The following is an 18,142-nucleotide window of genomic DNA, read 5'->3' on the forward strand; positions in this document are numbered from 1 at the left end:
TGAGGCCCTTCGGGTATGACGCAGGCCAACCAGAAGTTGGCCTGCGTCATCAAACCGACCGCCCTGCACGGGGATCAAACAACGATCAGGGCGAGAAAGAACAACGTTTGGTTGTCTCCCTAGGATGGGCGGCATGGACGTCACCGCCGTACGCACCTTCGTAGCCGTCGTGGAAGCGGAGCAGTTCCAGGACGCCGCCGCCGACCTTTCGGTCACTCCGCAGGCGGTGTCCAAGCGCGTCGCCGCACTGGAAAAGGAACTCGGCGTCCAGCTCTTCACCCGTGACGCGCGCGGCGCGAGGCCGACCATCGACGGGCAGGCGTTCCTTCCCCACGCCCGTACCTTTCTCCGCGCCGCCGAACGGGCCGTCGCCTCCGTGCAGCCCGGACACCGGGCGCTGCGCGTCGACGTGATCGGCCGCCAGCTCTCCCTGGCCGGTCTGCTGCGCGGCTTCCACCGCGCACACCCCGAGACCGAACTGGACGTCGTGACGCTGTTCGACTCCGACACGGCCCTCGCGGCCGTACGGGACGGAGTCATCGACGCGACCTTCCGCGCCGTGACGATGCCGGGCCGACAACTCCCGCGCGGCCTCGACGCCACCCCTGTCTTCGACGAACCGCTGCACCTGTTCACCGGGCCGGACCACGAGTTCGCCGACGCCCCCGCGATCCGTCCCGGCCAACTCGCGGGCCACCGGATCTGGATGCCCGGCAACATGCCGGGGACCGAGTGGGCCGCCTACTACGACGAGTTGGCCGCCACCTTCGGCTTCACCATCGACCCGGTCGGCCCCGACTTCGGCATCGAGCCCCTGCTCGACACCATCGCCAACTCCACGACGCTGGGCACCTTCGTCAGCGAACAGACCCCCCTGGTCTGGCCCACCGGCCACGACCTGCGCCGCATCCCCCTCAAGGACCCGACCCCGGTCTACCCCCACTCCTTGATCCGGCAGACCGCCAACCCCCACCCCGCCCTGGCAGCCCTGCGCGCTCACCTCATGGCCGCCTATCCGGGCCGCCCCCAAGACGGCATCTGGACACCGTCCTGGACGCGGCCCGCGCGCTACTTCTCCCAGCCCACCGTCTCAGGCAACGGGCTGTAGAAGATGGTCGCGCCCACGTTGGCCAGGCCCTTCTTGACGCTGTACGTCGACGGGCCGCTGAACATCGGGAGCCGGGCGTAGTCCTGGAGGGCCTTCTGCTCCACCTTGTTCGCCGCCGCTGCCTGCTTGTCCTGGTCGGCGATGTCCGACGTGGCGCGGATCTCCTTGTCCAGCGCCGGGGACCCGGCCCCCGTCAGGTTGGAGTCACGGTCCGAGCAGTACATCTCGCACAGGTAGCGGGCCCCGAAGGGATCCCCGGAGCGGTTGCCCGACAGGAACAGGTCGAACTTCCGCTCGCTCAGGATGCTGGAGAAGTCCGCGTCGTCGGCCTTCTTGACGGTGAGGCGCACGCCGACCGGCTTCAGCATCGCGGCGAGCGCGCCCGCGGTGGCCTTGCCCAGCGGGTCGTCGCCCATCAGCGTGTAGCCGATCTCCAGCTTCTTGCCGCCCTTCTCCCGGATCCCGTCGCCCCCGGCCTTCCAGCCCGCCGCGTCGAGCTCCTTCTTCGCCTGGTCGGGCCCGTACTTGAGGACGGACGAGACGTTGTCCTCGTACTCCTTCTGGAAGCTGTAGAAGAGGCCCGAGCCGGGCAGCGGCTCCTGGTAGTCCAGGCCCTGGAACTGGATCTTCGCGATCTGGCTGCGGTCGATGCTCTCCTGAATGGCCTTGCGCACCGCCTTGTCCCCGAGGACCGCCGACTTCGTGTTGAAGTAGAGCGAGTACACGAAGGGGCTGCCGCCGCTGCGGATCTCGGTGCCCTTGAGCCCCTTCACCTGCTTCAGGCTCTCGGCGTCGACCGCCGAGACGTAGTCGAGCTGACCGTTCTTGAAGGCGTTGATCCCCGCGGTCGACTCCAGGTTCACGTAGACGCGCTTGTCGAGCTTGCCCTTCTTGCCCCACCACTTCGGGTTGCGGACGAAGGTGATGTTGCCCGAGTGGGAGTCCCACTTGCCGACCGTGTACGGGCCCGCGCCCCACTCGGGGTGCGCCTTCTTCACGTACGCCTTGTTGAAGTTGTCGACCTTGGCGGCCTTCGGGTGCAGGAACGTGAAGAACAGGCTCGGCCAGGCGGGGTAGACGCCCTTGAAGGTGATGACGGCCTGCTTGTCGTCCTTGCCCCGCGCGACGTCGGTGATCTGCTCGTAGCCGTCCGTGGTCGAGGCCGCGTACTCCTTGTCGGAACCGTTGTTGGCCTTCCAGGTGGCCTTGATCGCGGTCCAGTCGATCGGCGTTCCGTCGTTGAAGGCGGCCTTCTTGTTGATCGACAGGACGACCTTCTGGTTGCCGCCCTTGACGGACACCTTCACATCACTGAAGTAGTCGGGGTTGTACTGCACTTCACCGGTCGGCGAGAAGGTGATCGCGTTCGCGTTGTACCAGGCCCACACCCGGGTCGCCGTGAGAGTGCCGTTGACGTTGAACGGGTTGCCCTGCTCGTCGAACGTCCCCACCGTCGTGTAGGTCCCGCCGTCCTTGAGCTTGTCGTACGCCGTCGGGTTGTAGTCGGCGGCGCCCGAAGCGGATGACGGGGCGTTCTTTCCGGCCGAGCCCGAGGAGTCACCGGACGAGGACTGGCACGCGGTGGCGGTGACGGAGATGGCTGCTATGAGGGCGACGGGCAGGGCCAGTCTTGCGCGCATGGGAGAGCGTCCTTGTGTTGGAGTGGGGTGGGAGATGGGATGGCAGTAGGGGTTACGCGGCGTGGCAGGCGTACTTGTGGCCCGACTGGCCCGGCACCGGCCTGGGCGCGGGGCGCTCGGTGCGGCAGCGCTCCCGGACGTCGGTGTCGGCGAGGCGGTACAGGGGGCAGCGGTCGATGAACACACAGCCGCGCGGCAGGTTCGTGGCGCCCGGCTGCTCGCCCTTCAGGACGATCCGTTCGCGGGTGCGTTCGCGCTCCGGGTCGGGGATGGGGATCGCCGACAGCAGCGCCCGGGTGTAGGGGTGCTTCGGGTTGGAGAACAGTGTCTCCGTGTCGCCGGTCTCCACGATGTGCCCGAGGTACATCACCGCGATGCGGTCGCAGATGTAGCGGACCACGGCGAGATCGTGGGCGACCATGAGATAGGCGAGCCCCAGCTCGCGCTTGAGCCGGCCGAGCAGATTGATCACCCCGGCCTGCACCGAGACGTCCAGGGCGGAGAGCGGCTCGTCGAGGGCGAGCAGTTTCGGGTCCGTGGCCAGGGCGCGGGCGATGCCGATGCGTTGGCGCTGGCCGCCCGAGAGCGCGGCCGGGAAGCGGTCGCTCACCGAGGGGTCGAGGCCGACGAGCGTCAGCAGTTCATGGACGCGGGAGCGGATCGCCTCGCGGTCACGGCCAACGGCCCGCAGGGGTTCGGCGAGCAGGTGGTGGACGGTGAGGCGCGGGTCCAGGGCGCCCAGCGGGTCCTGCATGACGATCTGCACGTCGTGCCGCAGGGTGCGCCCGCGCCCGCCGGAACCGGCGGCACCGACGCCCGCACCGATCTCGCTGCCCGCGACCTCGATCCGGCCGCCCTCCGGCTTTCTGAGCCGCAGGATCTCCATCAGCGTCGTCGTCTTGCCGCTGCCCGACTCGCCCACCAGGCCCAGCGTCTCTCCGGCCCGCAGCTCGAAGTTGACCCCGTTGACCGCGTGCAGCGTGCCGACCCTGCGCTTGATGAACGCGCCCTTGGTGACGGGGAAGGTCTTGACGAGGTCCTCGACACGCAGCACCACATCGCCGCCCGCGGCGCGATCCGTGCCCGCGCCCGTCGCCCCCGCCGTCCGTTCGACGGACGTGACACCCCCGGTGGGGTCCAGCGTGCCGTCGGCGATCTCGGCCGCGCGCAGGCAGGCCACGTCCCCGTGCCCCGTGACCTCGCGCAGCTCCGGTTCTTCGGAGCCGCATGCGTCGAGTGCGACGGCGCACCGGTTCGCGAAGGGGCAGCCGTCGGGCAGGCCAGAGAGGGCCGGAGGCTCTCCGCCGATCGGGACGAGGGGGCGGCGGACCCCGCCGTCCACGGTCGGCACCGCGGCCAGGAGCCGCGCGGTGTACGGCATCGTGGGCCGCCGGAACAGTGCGTGCACGTCCGTCTTCTCCACGAAGCGGCCCGCGTACATGACGGCGACGTCGTCCGCGTGGCCTGCCACGACGCCGAGGTCGTGGGTGATGAGGACGAGCCCCGCGCCGGTCTCCCGCTGGGCGAGGCGCAGTACGTCGAGGATCTGCGCCTGCACGGTGACGTCGAGCGCGGTGGTGGGTTCGTCGGCCACCAGCACTTTCGGCCGGTTGGCGATCGCCATGGCGATGACCACGCGCTGGCGCATGCCGCCCGAGAACTCGTGGGGGAAGGCCGAGGCCCGGTTGCGGGGGTCGGGGATGCCGACGAGGTCGAGCAGTTCGACGGCCTTCTCCCAGGCCGCCTTCTTGGACAGGTCCTGGTGGACCCGCAGCGCGTCGGAGAGCAGCCTGCCCACGGAGAAGATGGGGGTGAGCGCGGACAGGGGGTCCTGGAAGACCATGCCGATGGACTTGCCCCGTACCCGCGCAAGGGCACGGTCGTCGAGGCCGATCAGGTCCTGACCGCCGAGTAGGACCTGGCCGCTCAGATCGGCGGTGGGCGGCAGCAGTCCCATGACGCCCATCGCGGTGGCCGACTTGCCCGAGCCGGACTCGCCGACGATGCCGAGGGTCCGGCCCGGCAGCAGATCGAAGCTGACGCCGCGCACCGCCTCGACGGGTCCGGCCTCGGAGGGGAAGGAGATCCGCAGGTCCCGTACGGAGAGCACGGGGGCGGCGCCGGTGGGGGAGACCGGGTCGTCGCGCAGGGGGGTGGTCAGTGTCATCGTCGGCCTCCCGCCGCGCCGGTCACAGAGGTGGGGTCGAGGGCGTCGCGCAGCCCGTCGCCGATGAACGTCATCGACACGGTGAGCAGGACGACGAGGCCCGCCGGAAAGGCGAAGAGCCAGGGCGCGCTGGTCACGGTGGCCGTCCCGTCGGCGAGCATGGTGCCGAGGGAGACGTCCGGGGTCTGGACGCCGAACCCGAGGAACGACAGCGCGGTCTCGCTGAGCACGGTGGCGACGACGCCGAGCGTCAGGTTGACGATGAGCAGGGAGCCGAGGTTGGGAATGATGTGGCGCAGGATGATGCGCAGCGGGCGGACGCCCATGAACTCCGCCGCCGTCACGTAGTCCCGTTCGCGCAGCGAGGTGGAGACGGACCAGATGACCCGGGCGGTGGACATCCAGCCGAACAGGGTGAGCACGAGGATGAGGGCCCGCCAGTCACCTGCCAGCCGGTTGGAGACCAGGGCGAGGATGAGGAACGACGGGACGATCAGCAGGAAGTGGATGACGGCGAGCGTCAGCCTCTCCACCCGCCCGCCGAAGTACGCGGCGCTCGAACCGATGACCGCGGCGACGACGATCGTCAGGACGGACACGCTCACGGCGATCACCAGCGAGCGCTGCAGCCCGTGCACCGCACTGGCGTAGATGTCGTTGCCGCCCTGGTTGGTGCCGAACCAGTGCGCGCCGCTCGGCGGCTGGGTGAGGGCGGTGAAGTCGGCGTCGGTGTGGGTGTAGGACGTGAACAGGCCCCCGAAGACGCTGAACAGCACGAGCAGCGCGAAGATCACGACACCGGTGACGGCGAGGCGGTTGCGCAGGAAGCGACGCAGGTAGAGACGGCCGCGGCCGAGTTCCCTGCGCGGCGGGGCGGTGGCGGTTGCTGTCGCCATGTCAGTTCACCCGCACTCTCGGGTCGAGGAAGACCGTGGCGATGTCCGCGAGGATCGCGCCGATCGCGGTGAGCACCGCGGCGAACGCGGCCGTCGCGACCGTGCCGTGCACGTCGTTCTTGCTGATGGTCTGGATGAAGTAGCGGCCCATGCCGTTCCAGCCGAAGATCGTCTCGGTGATGACGGCTCCGGTGAAGACGGCGGGCACGCTGAACGCCACCGAGGCCGCCGTCGGGATCAGCGCGGCGCGCAGGGCGTGCCTGCGGACGGCCTGACTGCGGGTGAGGCCGGTGGCCTGGGCCGTGCGCACGAAGTCGGCGTTGATCGTGTCGAGCAGCAGCGAACGCTGTGTCAGGTGGTAGCCCACGTAACCCATCAGCGTCAGCGTGAGGGTCGGCAGGATCAGATGGAGGAGGCGGTCACCGATCGTCGGGAGCAGCCCCTCCACATTGGGGGAGTTCTCCCCGGCAACGTAGAGGAAGTCGAACCCGGCGTGCTGATTGAGCCAGATGGCGACGAAGACCACGGCGAGCGCCGCGACCGGCGTCGGGACGTTGAACATCGCGATGGATATCGCCTGCGAGACACGGTCGGCAGCGCCGTACTGGCGGGCGGCGGTGTAGACGGCGAGCGCGACACCGATCACGACGGACAGAACGGTCGCCGTGACGACCAACTCGGCGCTGACCAGGGCGCGGTAGCCCACCTCGCCGTTGACGGAGACGCCGGTCGGCGACTTGCCCCAGTCGAAGTCGAGGGCCACCGAGGTGAGCCAGTGCCACCACCGTTGCACCAGTGGCATGCCGGGGTCGAGGTTGTACGGGGCGAGGGCGCGGGATATCTGCGCCTCGGTGCGGACGGGCCGCAGCTCCTTGAAGTTCGATCGCGGGTCGAGGAAGTAACTGGCCAGGAAGTACGTCGCGTTGGTCGCGACCACGATCATCAGGAGCCAGCCGCCCGCCTTGCGCATCACATAGCGCACGGTGCGGACCGCCCCCTCACCACACAGGTGGAATGCGCCGGAAGGGCGCCGGACAGACAGGTCGAGTACATGTGTGGTGGAGCTTTCTGAGGGCGTACGAGTACGGAACGGTGCCGCGAAGGGGCGAATGTCAGCTTGGTCCGTACTAAGCGGTCGCACCAGGTTTTGGCTGGTCTGGCCACGAGGCCGCAATGTTGCCGCAGGGGTCGCAACGTTGCCGTAAAGATCGCAATGCTGCCGTAGCAAAACGATCTCTGATGTGGCGCAAACCGGTCCACCGGCGGCAGGGCAGCGCGATCCGCCGACCAGCGGCCGACCACGTCAAGGCGAGGCAAAATCTCTCCGAGTTGGTCCAGTCCTTTGCGGGACTCGGGAGCGAGGCAGAGGGGCCCGGCGCCGTGAATTGGTACGCCCGGGAGCCCTCCCACCCGCGTTGACATGCTCACGAGGGGTGGTTCCCTGAGAGGTCTGTACCGCAGGAAGCGCGTCCGGCCCCTGTCCCATCGGACCGTTCCCGCATCCGCCGCTGCCCTCGTACGCCCCGGCAGCGGCGGACACACGGACGCGAACCGAAGGAGAGCCTCCCGACAAGCCCCTGCACCCCGGCCTCGGCAGGCCCGGCACGGACGGACGCCACCTCCCCCAAGGAGAGCCGTGTCCCCACACAGACCCCCAGCCAGACCCCGCGAGGTCCTGGCCCACCCCCGACGCCTCATCGCCGTCCTCGCCGTGCTCGCACTGGCGCTGGCCGGACTCACCGCACTCGCGGCCCCCGCCGTCGCGGCCGCCAAGCTCACCGCCACCTTCGTCAGCGAGGGCAGCGGATCGTCCTGGACCGGCAAGTTCGTCGTGAAGAACAGCGGCGACACCGCCGTGGACACCTGGTCCCTGGAGTTCGACCTGCCCGACGGCGTCACCATCAGCGACCACACGCACGGCACCGCCGAGATCAAGGGCAAGCACGTCACCGTGACGCCCGCCTACTACAACGCCCGCGTCCCCGCGAGCCGTGACACCGAGCCGTACAGCTACACCTTCCGGGGCAGCGGCCAGCTCAAGCCCCCCACCGGCTGCCTCATCAACGGCGACAAGTGCGACGGCACCGCGGCCGTGCCGCCGAAGGCGCCCACCGGGGTGGGCGTCGCCGACGCCACCGCCCGCACGGTCAGCCTGAAGTGGACGGCGGCCGCACAGGGCGACTTCCCCGTCGCCTCGTACGAGGTCCTTCGCGGCACCACCGTCGTGGCGGCCAGTGCCACCACCCAGGCCACGGTGCGCGGCCTGGAACCGGCGACCGCCTACCAGTTCAGCGTCCGGGCCAAGGACTCGCGCGGCAACACCGGCGAGGCCAGCGCCCCCGTCACCGCGACCACCGTGGACCCGGCGACCGACACGGTCCCGCCGACCGCGCCCCGCAACCTCCGCTCCACCGACGTCACGTCGAGCACCGTGAAGCTCGCCTGGGACGCGGCCACCGACAACCAGCGCGTCGCCGCCTACGACGTCTACCGCGGCACGACCCTCGTGGAGAGCCTGCCCGCCGACACCCTCACCAGTACGGTCACCGGACTCCAGCCCGACACGGAGTACGCCTTCACCGTCAAGGCACGGGACCCCGCCGACAACGCGTCGCCCGCGAGCAACACCCTCTCCGTCACCACCAAGGAGCCCGTCGGCCAGGGCGGCTACGCCAAGGTCGGCTACTTCGTGCAGTGGGGCATCTACGGCCGTCAGTACTTCGTGCGGGACCTGGAGACGTCCGGCGCCGCGGGCAAGCTCGACGTCATCAACTACGCCTTCGCCAACATCGACCCCAAGAACCTCACCTGCCTCAACGGCGTCACCAAGGGCACCACGCAGAACCCCCAGGACCCCAACCAGGGTGACGGGGCCGGGGACGCCGAGGCCGACTACGGCAGGGCCTTCCCCGCGGGACAGTCCGTGGACGGCGTCGCCGACGACGGCTGGGGCAAGCTGCGCGGCAACTTCAACCAGCTGAAGAAGCTCAAGGCCAAGCACCCGAACCTCAAGGTGGTCGTCTCGCTCGGCGGCTGGACCTACTCCAAGTACTTCTCCGACGTCGCCAAGACGGACGACTCGCGGAAGAAGTTCGTCAAGTCCTGCATCGACATGTACATCAAGGGCAACCTGCCCGCGTACAACGGCGCGGGCGGTGACGGCGTCGCCGCGGGCATCTTCGACGGCTTCGACCTGGACTGGGAGTGGCCGGGATCGCCCGACGGCCACCCCGGCAACCACTGGAGCGCGGACGACAAGGCCAACAACACCGCCCTGATCGCCGAGTTCCGTAAGCAGCTCGACGCGCTCGGCGGCAGCCACCGGCTGCTCACCGCCTTCACCCCGGCCGATGCCAAGAAGATCAACGACGGCTGGGACCTCAAGGAGGTCTTCAAGTACCTGGACTTCGGCAACGTCCAGGGCTACGACTTCCACGGCGCGGGCAGCGACAACTCCTGGGAACCCAACCGCACCGGCCACCAGGCCAACCTGTACAAGGACGCACAGAGCCCGTACCCCACCGACTTCAGCATCGACGACGCGGTGAAGGCGTACACCGATCAGGGCATCAAGCCGCGCAAGCTGACCATCGGCTTCCCGTTCTACGGGCGCGGCTGGCAGCAGGTCGCCGAAGGCGGCGCGCACGGCGAGTGGCAGAGCGCCAACGGCGCCGCGCCGGGCCAGTTCCAGGAGGAGGCGGGCACCCGCGGCTACGACAACCTCGTCGCCGCCTTCCCGAACCTGACCGTCTACCACGACGAGCAGTCCATCTCCACGTACGGCTACACCGGGGCCAACGGCCAGTGGTGGTCCTTCGACGACGCCTGGTCCATCGAGAAGAAGACCCAGTACATCAAGTCCAAGGGTCTGCTCGGCGGAATGATCTGGGAGATGTCCGGAGACACCTCGAACAACGTCCTGTTCAACGCCCTGGACCGCGGGTTGAAGTAACCACCGCGGACATCAGCCGGGGCCGGGCCGCGTCGGAGCCCCCTCCGAAGCGGCCCGGCTCGCGCCTGCTTCTCAGCCCCGTGCCGGTTCGTCCACGCCTTCAAGCAGAGGCGGTTGCCGCTTCTGGCGGGCAGGGATACCACTTCTTCGGCCCGCGCGTTGTTGGCCGACACCCCTTCTGGAACCGTGAGCAGGACCTCGGACCATCCGGTTTCCGGCGCGAGGGGTGATCATGGCAGGCTCCGCGGCCCACCCGGTGCTCTCGCTCCCTCAGGGGGGGCGGCGCGGTCCGCGGCATGGGGGAGACCTTCCTGACGGACCTGCACACCGGGACCCGCTTCACCGTCGACTACACGGCCCTGCACGACGACACTTACCGCGCGCAGGTCGTCGAGCGTCCCCACCACGACAGGTTCGGCGGCGGCGACCGTGCGTTCAGCCTGCTGCGGGACCTTCCCGACCAGTGGTACGACCTCCACAACCCGCAGGTGCCCGAGGGTGACCGGCAGGTGCGCTTCACGCTCACCGAGGACGATCTCCCTGCTGGGCTCCAGCAGGTGAAGGCGGCCCACATCGCCGTACTCCTCGTCACGGACCCCGCCCCCGAGCCCTTCGACATCACGGTGCGCCACGCCGACCGAGGCGGCCCCGCAAGGCCCGTCGACGGCCTGGTCAGCACCCGTCGCGGCAACGCCCCGACCTGAACGTCGATCAGCGGGTCCACTCCGCTCGGCGAGTGGACCCTGACTCTGGCGAAGGAGGCGGCCGAGCTGATCGACGGCGACGCCTTGGACGACGTGCTCTTCGTGGTCGGCTATGAGGGAGTGGCGCCTCTGTGGACCTGGCGCACCCGCGGCTCGCCGCCTTGGCGGTGCTGCGCGATGGTGTCCCCTGGCGTACGCGTCGTCGTCCCAAGGCCGTGCCGGGACCGCGCGAGCTCGGCAGCTTCACTGGCATTGACTGAATACTCAGTCAGTGACTTGGAGGTGACGCATCCACCGGACCGGTGCCGGAGCCGCTACCGAGGTCGGTGTGGGGCGAGAGGGGTTACTTCTCCCGCAGCAGCGCTAGCTCGGCGTCGATGGCGCCGCGCATCAGGTCACGGGCGTGATCGATCTGGAGTCCGCCGCTGAGCCAGCGCATGCTGAGCCCCTCCAGGAGGGCGGTGAGCCGCTCGCCGGCCGCCGCGAGCACGGGAGCCGGGGTCATCGGCCGCACCTGGCCGAGAAGGGCCGCCACCTCCTGCACCCACACCAGGGTCGCCCTGGCGAGGTCCTCGCGCAGCACCTCGTCGAAGACGGCGCTCGCCCGCAACTCGCCCCAGGCGGAGCTGTTCTCCCTGACCTCCGGAGTGTCCTGCAGTTCGAGCAGGAGGATCTCGTCCAGTTCCTCGCGGGGAGCGAGCGGCTCGGCGTCGGGGGCGCGGCCGATGGTGTAGCGCTCGGCGCGGTCGTTGATGAACTCAAGGGTGTGGCGCAGGATCCCGGTGCGGTCCTTGAAGTGGTAGTAGATCAGCCCGGTCGAGACGCCCGCTTCGGCGGCGAGCTCCTCGACGCGCAGTCCGCGGACACCGCGTCGGGCGATCAGCCGTGCGGCCGCTTCGAGGATCTGAGTAGTGCGAGGCGCCATGGATCCAAACCCTACCGGGCCGCCAAGGGTCCGGTGATCTCGGCCGACCGCCGGGCGTGCGGGGCCGGACAGCGCACCGCGGGGGCCTCAACCGCTTCGCCGCCACTGCCGTCGCCGCTGTCAGGCTTTGACTGAATTTTCAGTCCGTGCGACAGTGAAGGAACAGCGTGACGGCGCGACCACCCCATCCCCACCCCGGCTGCCTCCGCTGCCCCACCGCCCGCGCCCCGCTCGGCGCGCGGCCCGCCGTACCGGCGGCTAGCTTGTCCGCATCACGATGATCGGAGTTCACCGTGTCCGCATTCCTCCCCTCCCGCCGCTCGGCTCTGCGTGCGATCGCCGGAATCGGCGCCGTCGTGCTCGGCGCGTCGGCCTGCGGCCCCGGCGACTCCGACGTCGCGAGCGCCGCCGACCAGGACACGGACACGAAGGGCCGCCGCATGGGCGCCGAGTGGGAGAGCCACGCGCGCACCTTCATGTCGTGGCCCGCCCTGGAGTCGGTGTGGGAGGACGACCTGCGCTACGTCCGCGAGGACATCGCCCGCGTCGCCCGCGCCATCGCGGAGTACGAGTACGTCGTGATGATGGCGAGGCCCGACCAGCTGAAGGCGGCGCAGAAGGCGTGCGGGCGCGACGTCGAGGTCATCCCGCTGCCCGTCGACGACCTGTGGGCCCGCGACACCGTGCCCGTGTTCGTGGAGGACGACGGCAAGGTCACCGGCATCGACTTCAACTTCAACGGGTGGGGCAACAAGCAGGAGCACACCAACGACGGCCGGGTGGGCCAGACCCTGCTCGCCAAGTACGACATCCCCCGCAAGAAGGCCCCGCTGGTCGCCGAGGGCGGCTCGTTCGAGACCGACGGCGAGGGGACGCTCCTGATCACCGAGAGCTCGATCGTCAACGACAACCGCAACCGCGACAAGAGCCGGGACGAGATCGAGGCCGAGCTCAAGCGGACCCTGGGCATCAAGAAGGTGATCTGGCTGGCCGGGGTGCGCGGCAAGGACATCACCGACGCGCACGTGGACAGCCTGGTGCGCTTCACCGAGCCGGGCGTGGTGCTCCTGGACAGGGCGCACCCCGACACCCCGGCCGACTCGTGGTCGCGCGCGGCGGACCAGGCCAAGGCGGTGCTCAGCAAGGCCACCGACGCGAAGGGCCGCCCCTTCGAGATCGTGGACCTGTCGCAGCCGGACCTGTACGAGATCACGGGCGAGGGCGACGACTTCGTGTCGACGTACGCGAACTTCTACGTGGCCAACGACTCCGTGTTCATGCCCCGCTTCGGCGACCGGAAGGCCGACAAGCGGGCCAAGAGCATCCTCCAGGAGCACTTCCCCAAGCGGGACATCGTGCAGGTGGAGATCGACACCATCGCCTCCGGTGGCGGCGGCATCCACTGCTCCACGCACGACGAGCCCGGCAAGCCGGTCGACTGACGAACCCCGGAGCGGCTGTGGTCACGATGCGAGTCCCCTCCCGGCCCCGCGGCCGACTGCTCGCCGCGGGCCTGGTGCTCCGTATCCCCCCCCCCGCGCGGCAGCCTCGCCGAGCCCGGCGGCGTCTCTCCCGCGGAGCGCCTGACGCTCCAGACGTCCGCCTCCGTGCGGGGAGACCTCACCTTCCCCGCGCACCGCAGGATCTCGACCGTGGACGTGCCGGTCACGCTGTCGGCGGGCTCGATCACGGACTACCCGTTCGACGCGTACGAGACGAAGCTGGAGCTCGGCGCCGCGGTGTTCGACGTCGGCATCGCGCGCTCCACCAGCGTCCTGATCTTCGTGGTGTTCATGAGGGCCGCGATGTGGGCGCTGGCCATCGCGGTCCTGATCGGCGCGTGGTTCCTGCTCACCCGCCGCAAGGGAGTGACCTGGCCCTCCCTCGGCTGGAGGCCGCGACCCTCTTCGCCCTGGCGGCCTTCCGCAACACGGCTTCCGGCGCCCCGCCCACCGGCTCCCTCCTCGACTACGTCGCGTTCCTCTGGGCGGAGACAGTGGTCGCGTTCTGTGTGATCACGGTGGTGGTGATGGCGATGCGGGCGGAGTCCCATCCGTCGGACCCGCAGGATCAGCCGGAGCCGAGCACGGGGGTCGGCGAGCGGCCGTCACACGTCGGATGAGTGCACCGCACGGTCCTCGCCGCCGCAGGACGCGCGGACCACGAGGGTGGGCCACAACTGCAGCCGGTGGATGGGGCGTTCGGTCGGATCGGCCATGCGGGCCAAGGCCATTTCGGCGGCCAGCGCGCCGAGTCGGCGCTTCTGCGGGCGCACCGCGGTCAGCGGCGGGTCGGACGCCGCGGCGACTTCGTCGTCGTACGACACGACGGCCAGGTCCCCGGGAACGGTGAGTCCGAGGTCCCGTGCCCGCTCCACCAGACCGATGGCCTCGCTGTCGGAGTGGACGAACAGGGCCGTCGCGCCCGCCTCCTGGCAGCGTCGCAGCACGGTGTCGTAGGCGTCGGCCCAGCCCGCCGATCCGTACGGAGGGACCTCGAACCGGAGACTGTCACAGGCGGTGAGGGACAGGGAGGTGCTCGTCTCCTGCCACCCTTCGCGCAGCGCCTGCGTGGTCGGGCTGAAGCGCGCGGTGACGAACGCGATGCGGCGGTGCCCGAGCGTGACCAGGTGGCGTATCGCCAGCCCCGCGCCCAGGCTGTGGGCGGTGGTGACCGCGTCGAGCGCCAGGGTGGGCAGCGCGGGCGGCGGCACTCGCTCCACGAGGACGACGGGGACGGACAGCGAGCCGAGCCAGCGCAGCAGGTCGAGGCCCGCGTCCGAGGTGGTGGTGGGGGCGACGAGCAGCGTGCGTACGCCGCGGTCGAGGAGGGCGGCCACTTGGCGCCGGTCCTCCTGCGGGTCGTACGCGGACGCGCGCAACGCCAGCCTGCCGTCGGCGGCGGCCACGGCGGACTGGGCGCCCTGGATGACGGCGGGCCAGTAGAACTCGACGGTGGGCACGACCATGCCGACCAGGGCCTGCCCCTGCGGGCGGCCGAACGGGGTGGCCCGGTGGTCGGGCTGCGGGCCGCGGTAGGGGAGTGTGACGCCACCGTGCACCCGCTGCACCAGGCCGCGGTCGGCCAGGAGGGTGACGTCCCGCCGTACGGTCACCGCCGTCACGCCCAGCCGCTCGACGAGGTCGGCGAGACGGACGGTGCCCTGCTTCCGCACGGCGGCGAGGATGAGCTCCTGTCGCTCCGAGGCGAGTGCCACCCGGTGCTCCTCCGACGGCCGTTTGATCGGTTCAGTTCGTTCAGCTGTTCCGTGTGCTGGCCAGTTCTATCGCATCGGATGACACGAGGGAAAGGCCCGCAGCGGGTCTCATGCCTGCACCTGCCGGTGGAGTGCGCGCACTCGGCGTCTGGTTGACCGCGACGCCCGGCGGGTTCCGGCCAAGCCGGGCTTTCCTTCTCTATCGATTCTGATCGCTTTGTTTTGTTGTCGTTGACCGGGCGCCGTGCAGGCGGCTGAAGTGTGCGAACACCTCGCTGCGTGAAAGGAAATTCATGGTGCTCGGTACCCCATCCGACGCCGACGGCGGCAGATCTCGGACACTCCGGTCGAGGAGGTCGCTGCTGCGGGCCTCGACCGGACTCGGCGCCGCGGCCCTCGTGGGCGGCGCGCTCACCGGCTGCTCCCGGCGTGCCTCCGGCGCCACCCGCGTACGGCTCTGGTCCTGGCTGACCGGCATGGACCAGTACGTCGCCGCGTTCAACGCGACCCGGCGCGACATCCACGTCGAGCTCAGCGTCATCGCCGCCGGTACGTCCGGCGGTTACGCCCAGCAGACCAACGCGATCCGCGCGCACAACGCCCCCGACATCCTGCACGTCGAGTACCAGGCGCTGCCGCAGATCGTGACCACCGGAGGCCTGCGCGAGCTGACCGACGACGTGGCCGACCTCGCCGACGGATTCCTGCCCGCCGCCTGGCGCAGCGTCCGCCCCGACGGCCGGACCTGGGCGCTGCCGATGGACTTCTGCCCGATGGCGTTCTTCTACCGCAAGGACCTGTTCGACGACGCGGGCATTCACGTACCGCGTACCTGGGAGGAGTTCAGGCGGGCCGCCACGGCCGTGCGGCGGGCCGACGCGGGCGCGCGGATCGCCACCTTCCCCCTGAACGACGGTGCGTTCTTCGCCGGGATGGCCTGGCAGGCGGGGAGCCCGTGGTGGCGGATCTCGTCCGATGCCTGGCGGGTCGGCATCGACGGCGCGGGCACCTTGCGGATGGCCGACTACTGGCAGGACATGATCTCCTCCGGCCGGGTCGCCCACACCGCCACCGGCACGCAGAGCTGGATCTCCGCGATGCACCACGGCAGGCTCTGGGGGATGCTCGGCGCCACCTGGGGCGTGGGAATGGTGAAGAAGTCCCTGCCCGCGGACAAGGGACGCTGGGCCATCGCCCCCATGCCCACCTGGGGCGACACCTCGGCCACCGGCGTATGGGGAGGCTCCGCGTTCGGGGTCTCCGCGGAGAGCGAGGTCCCCGAGGCGGCACTGACGTTCCTGCGCTGGCTGAGCACCGACCCCGCGGTGCCCCGGATCGGCGCGCAGGTCACCTTCCCCTCGCCCGCCCACCTCCCGGGCCGACAGGTGGCCCGCAAGGCGTACGACGACGACTACTTCGTCGGCGACCCCGTCTTCGACGTACTGGACGAGGCCGCGACACGCGTCCCCGAGTGGACGTGGGGACCCACCTCGCTGAGCGTGTTCTCGACGGCCGCCGACGCGCTCGCCCCCGTGCCCACCGGAGGCATCACGATCCCGGGGGCGGTGCGCAGGCTCCAGGCCTCGGCCGTCGACGGTATGCGCGAGCGCGGCCTCGCCGTCACCAGCGGGAGCCGGACATGACCCACGTGCCGTCCACCCGGCCGACAGGGCCGACGAAGCCGACGAAGCCGACGAGGCGCCACCGTCTCACCGGCGCCGCACTGGCCGCCCCGTTCGCCGTACTGCTGCTCTGCACCGTGCTCGTGCCGATCGGATACGCCTGCTACCTCAGCCTGTTCGACGACCGTCTCTCCGGGCTCGGCTTCGAGGGGTACCGCCAGGTCTTCACCGGCTTCGGCAACTACGCCGACGTCCTCGGCGACCCCGCGGCCCGCGACGGCGTGGCCAACGTCGCCGTCTACGCCCTGATCCACATCCCGGTGATGTTCGCCGGAGCCCTCCTCATCGCCCTGCTGCTCAACTCGGCCACCGTGCGGCTGCGCCAGCTCTGGTCGCTCGCGGCCTTCCTGCCGTACGCCGTCCCCGGCGTGATCGCTGGCCTCATCTGGGGCTACCTCTACAGCCCCGGCATCGGCCCGCTCAACGGCGCCCTGCCGTTCGACCCGCTCAGCGACACCGGAGTGCTGCCCTCCATCGTCAACATGGCCACCTGGCAGTGGATGGGCTACAACACGATCATCTTCTACACCGCGCTCCAGACGGTGCCGCGCGACGTCCTCGAAGCCGCCCGCGCCGACGGCGCGGGACCGGTCCGTACCGCGCTGTCCATCAAGCTCCCCATGATCCGGCCGACGGTCTTCGTCGCGCTCGTCTTCACCACCATCGGCTCCCTGCAGCTGTTCACCGAACCGATGGTGCTGCGCACCTTCACCGGCACGGTCACCAGCACCTGGACGCCGAGCCTCTACATCTACGAAGCGGCCTTCATCAGCAACGACTACGGGCGCGCCGCGGCCGCTTCCATCCTGCTCGCCGCCGCCTCGGCCCTGCTCTCGGCGCTGGTCATGCGCCTGTCCGCCCGGAGGTCACGATGAGCGCGCCCACCACCACGCGACAGTCCGCGGACACACCCCGGCGTCCCGCCCGCGCCCCCGCGCCGCACCGTTCGGCGGCCCGCTCGCGCGCATCCCGCTGGACCACCCGCGGCGCCGTCCACGGCGTACTCCTCCTCGTCACCCTCTACAGCCTGTTGCCCCTGGTGTGGCTGCTGACGTCGGCCACCAAATCCGTCGGCGACTTCTCCGCCACCAGCGCCTTCGAATTCGCCGACTTCAACCTGTGGCACAACCTGCGGGACCTGTTCGCCCGCGAGAACGGCGTCTTCTGGCACTGGATCGGCAACTCCCTCCTCTACGCGGGCCTCGGTGCCGTACTCGGCGCCCTGATCTGCACCGCCTGCGGCTACGCCGTCGCCAAACTGGACTTCCCCGGACGGCGTGCCCTGTTCGCGGTGACCCTGACCGGCGTCCTCGTGCCGCCCACCGCACTCGCCCTGCCGCTGTACCTGCTCGCCTCGCACCTGCACCTCGTGAACACGTTCTGGGCGGTGTTCCTGCCGCTGCTGACCAACCCGTTCGGCGTCTATCTCGCCCGGACGTTCGCCGACGCGTCCGTGCCCGACGAGGTCCTGGAGGCGGCTCGCCTCGACGGGGCCGGTGAGCTGCGGATCTTCCTGACCATCGTGCTGCCGATGATGATGCCCGGCTTCGTCACCATCCTGCTGTTCCAGTTCGTCGCCATCTGGAACAACTTCTTCCTGCCGCTGGTGATGCTCACCGACCCCGAGCTCTTCCCCATGACCCTCGGGATCTACCAATGGAGCACCCGCGCCCCGCAGTTCCCCGACTACAACCCCCTCGTCATCACCGGATCCCTGCTCGCCGTCGTACCGCTGATCACCGCCTTCGTGGTGCTCCAGCGCCAGTGGCGCAGCGGCCTGTCCGCCGGGAGCGTGAAGTGACCTCCACCGTCCGAGGGCCGGGTGCCGCCCGCAGGCCCGAAACCCTCCTG

At 70.0% G+C, this 18,142-nt stretch carries 13 protein-coding genes and 1 pseudogene; 8 read left to right on the forward strand and 6 right to left on the reverse strand.

The genetic code is table 11. From position 1 onward, the window contains the following. Positions 1-133: 133 nt before the first annotated feature. Complete coding sequence (locus AC068B_RS20895; RefSeq protein WP_478673131.1) at positions 134-1,108, forward strand: LysR family transcriptional regulator; 975 nt, start codon at positions 134-136, stop codon at positions 1,106-1,108. Here the strand turns inward: AC068B_RS20895 and AC068B_RS20900 are convergent. Genes AC068B_RS20900 through AC068B_RS20915 form a run of 4 tightly spaced genes read right to left on the reverse strand, consistent with a single transcriptional unit; the run spans position 1,069 to position 6,781 of the window. After that, entirely contained in the window at positions 1,069-2,748 is a 1,680-nt protein-coding gene (locus AC068B_RS20900) for an ABC transporter family substrate-binding protein (RefSeq protein ID WP_478673132.1), read from the reverse strand. The genes AC068B_RS20895 and AC068B_RS20900 overlap by 40 nt on opposite strands. Before the next feature lie 52 nt (positions 2,749-2,800). After that, positions 2,801-4,915 (reverse strand): dipeptide ABC transporter ATP-binding protein, encoded by a 2,115-nt coding sequence (locus tag AC068B_RS20905; RefSeq protein WP_478673133.1) that lies wholly within the window; start codon positions 4,913-4,915, stop codon positions 2,801-2,803. After that, a complete protein-coding gene (locus AC068B_RS20910; protein ID WP_478673134.1) occupies positions 4,912-5,811 on the reverse strand; it encodes an ABC transporter permease in 900 nt (299 codons plus the stop codon). Before AC068B_RS20910 ends, AC068B_RS20905 begins: the two co-directional genes overlap by 4 nt. A gap of 1 nt (position 5,812) precedes the next feature. After that, on the reverse strand, positions 5,813-6,781 hold the full coding sequence (locus AC068B_RS20915) for an ABC transporter permease (RefSeq protein WP_478673291.1): 969 nt from the start codon (positions 6,779-6,781) through the stop codon (positions 5,813-5,815). Between the two features lie 666 nt (positions 6,782-7,447). On the opposite strand from AC068B_RS20915, the gene AC068B_RS20920 reads away from it, so the two are divergent. Both AC068B_RS20920 and AC068B_RS20925 read left to right on the forward strand, forming a co-directional pair. After that, positions 7,448-9,763 (forward strand): glycosyl hydrolase family 18 protein, encoded by a 2,316-nt coding sequence (locus AC068B_RS20920; RefSeq protein ID WP_478673135.1) that lies wholly within the window; start codon positions 7,448-7,450, stop codon positions 9,761-9,763. 296 nt (positions 9,764-10,059) lie between these two features. Then, positions 10,060-10,467 carry a hypothetical protein gene (locus tag AC068B_RS20925; RefSeq protein WP_478673137.1) on the forward strand — a complete coding sequence of 136 codons (408 nt, stop codon included), beginning with the start codon at positions 10,060-10,062 and terminating at the stop codon, positions 10,465-10,467. Between the two features lie 343 nt (positions 10,468-10,810). Here AC068B_RS20925 and AC068B_RS20930 read toward each other — a convergent pair whose 3' ends face one another. Further along, the gene (locus AC068B_RS20930; protein ID WP_478673138.1) at positions 10,811-11,392 is read right to left on the reverse strand and encodes a TetR/AcrR family transcriptional regulator; all 582 of its coding nucleotides are present in this window, start codon (positions 11,390-11,392) and stop codon (positions 10,811-10,813) included. Positions 11,393-11,685: 293 nt separating this feature from the next. Here AC068B_RS20930 and AC068B_RS20935 point away from each other — a divergent pair, with 293 nt between their 5' ends. Next, entirely contained in the window at positions 11,686-12,834 is a 1,149-nt protein-coding gene (locus AC068B_RS20935) for an agmatine deiminase family protein (protein WP_478673139.1), read from the forward strand. Between the two features lie 15 nt (positions 12,835-12,849). After that, positions 12,850-13,514: pseudogene (locus AC068B_RS20940) on the forward strand (DUF4436 family protein). On the opposite strand, the gene AC068B_RS20945 reads toward AC068B_RS20940, so the two are convergent. After that, entirely contained in the window at positions 13,500-14,609 is a 1,110-nt protein-coding gene (locus AC068B_RS20945; RefSeq protein WP_478673141.1) for a substrate-binding domain-containing protein, read from the reverse strand. The pseudogene AC068B_RS20940 and the gene AC068B_RS20945 overlap by 15 nt on opposite strands. 293 nt (positions 14,610-14,902) lie before the next feature. Here AC068B_RS20945 and AC068B_RS20950 point away from each other — a divergent pair, with 293 nt between their 5' ends. Genes AC068B_RS20950 through AC068B_RS20960 form a run of 3 tightly spaced genes read left to right on the forward strand, consistent with a single transcriptional unit; the run spans position 14,903 to position 18,092 of the window. Continuing rightward, positions 14,903-16,252 (forward strand): extracellular solute-binding protein, encoded by a 1,350-nt coding sequence (locus AC068B_RS20950; RefSeq protein ID WP_478673142.1) that lies wholly within the window; start codon positions 14,903-14,905, stop codon positions 16,250-16,252. Continuing rightward, complete coding sequence (locus tag AC068B_RS20955) at positions 16,249-17,166, forward strand: carbohydrate ABC transporter permease (RefSeq protein WP_478673143.1); 918 nt, start codon at positions 16,249-16,251, stop codon at positions 17,164-17,166. Before AC068B_RS20950 ends, AC068B_RS20955 begins: the two co-directional genes overlap by 4 nt. Further along, entirely contained in the window at positions 17,163-18,092 is a 930-nt protein-coding gene (locus AC068B_RS20960) for a carbohydrate ABC transporter permease (RefSeq protein ID WP_478673145.1), read from the forward strand. The genes AC068B_RS20955 and AC068B_RS20960 overlap by 4 nt, the downstream gene beginning before the upstream one ends. Positions 18,093-18,142: the final 50 nt, after the last annotated feature.

Source organism: Streptomyces sp. NPDC042371 (assembly GCF_056437465.1).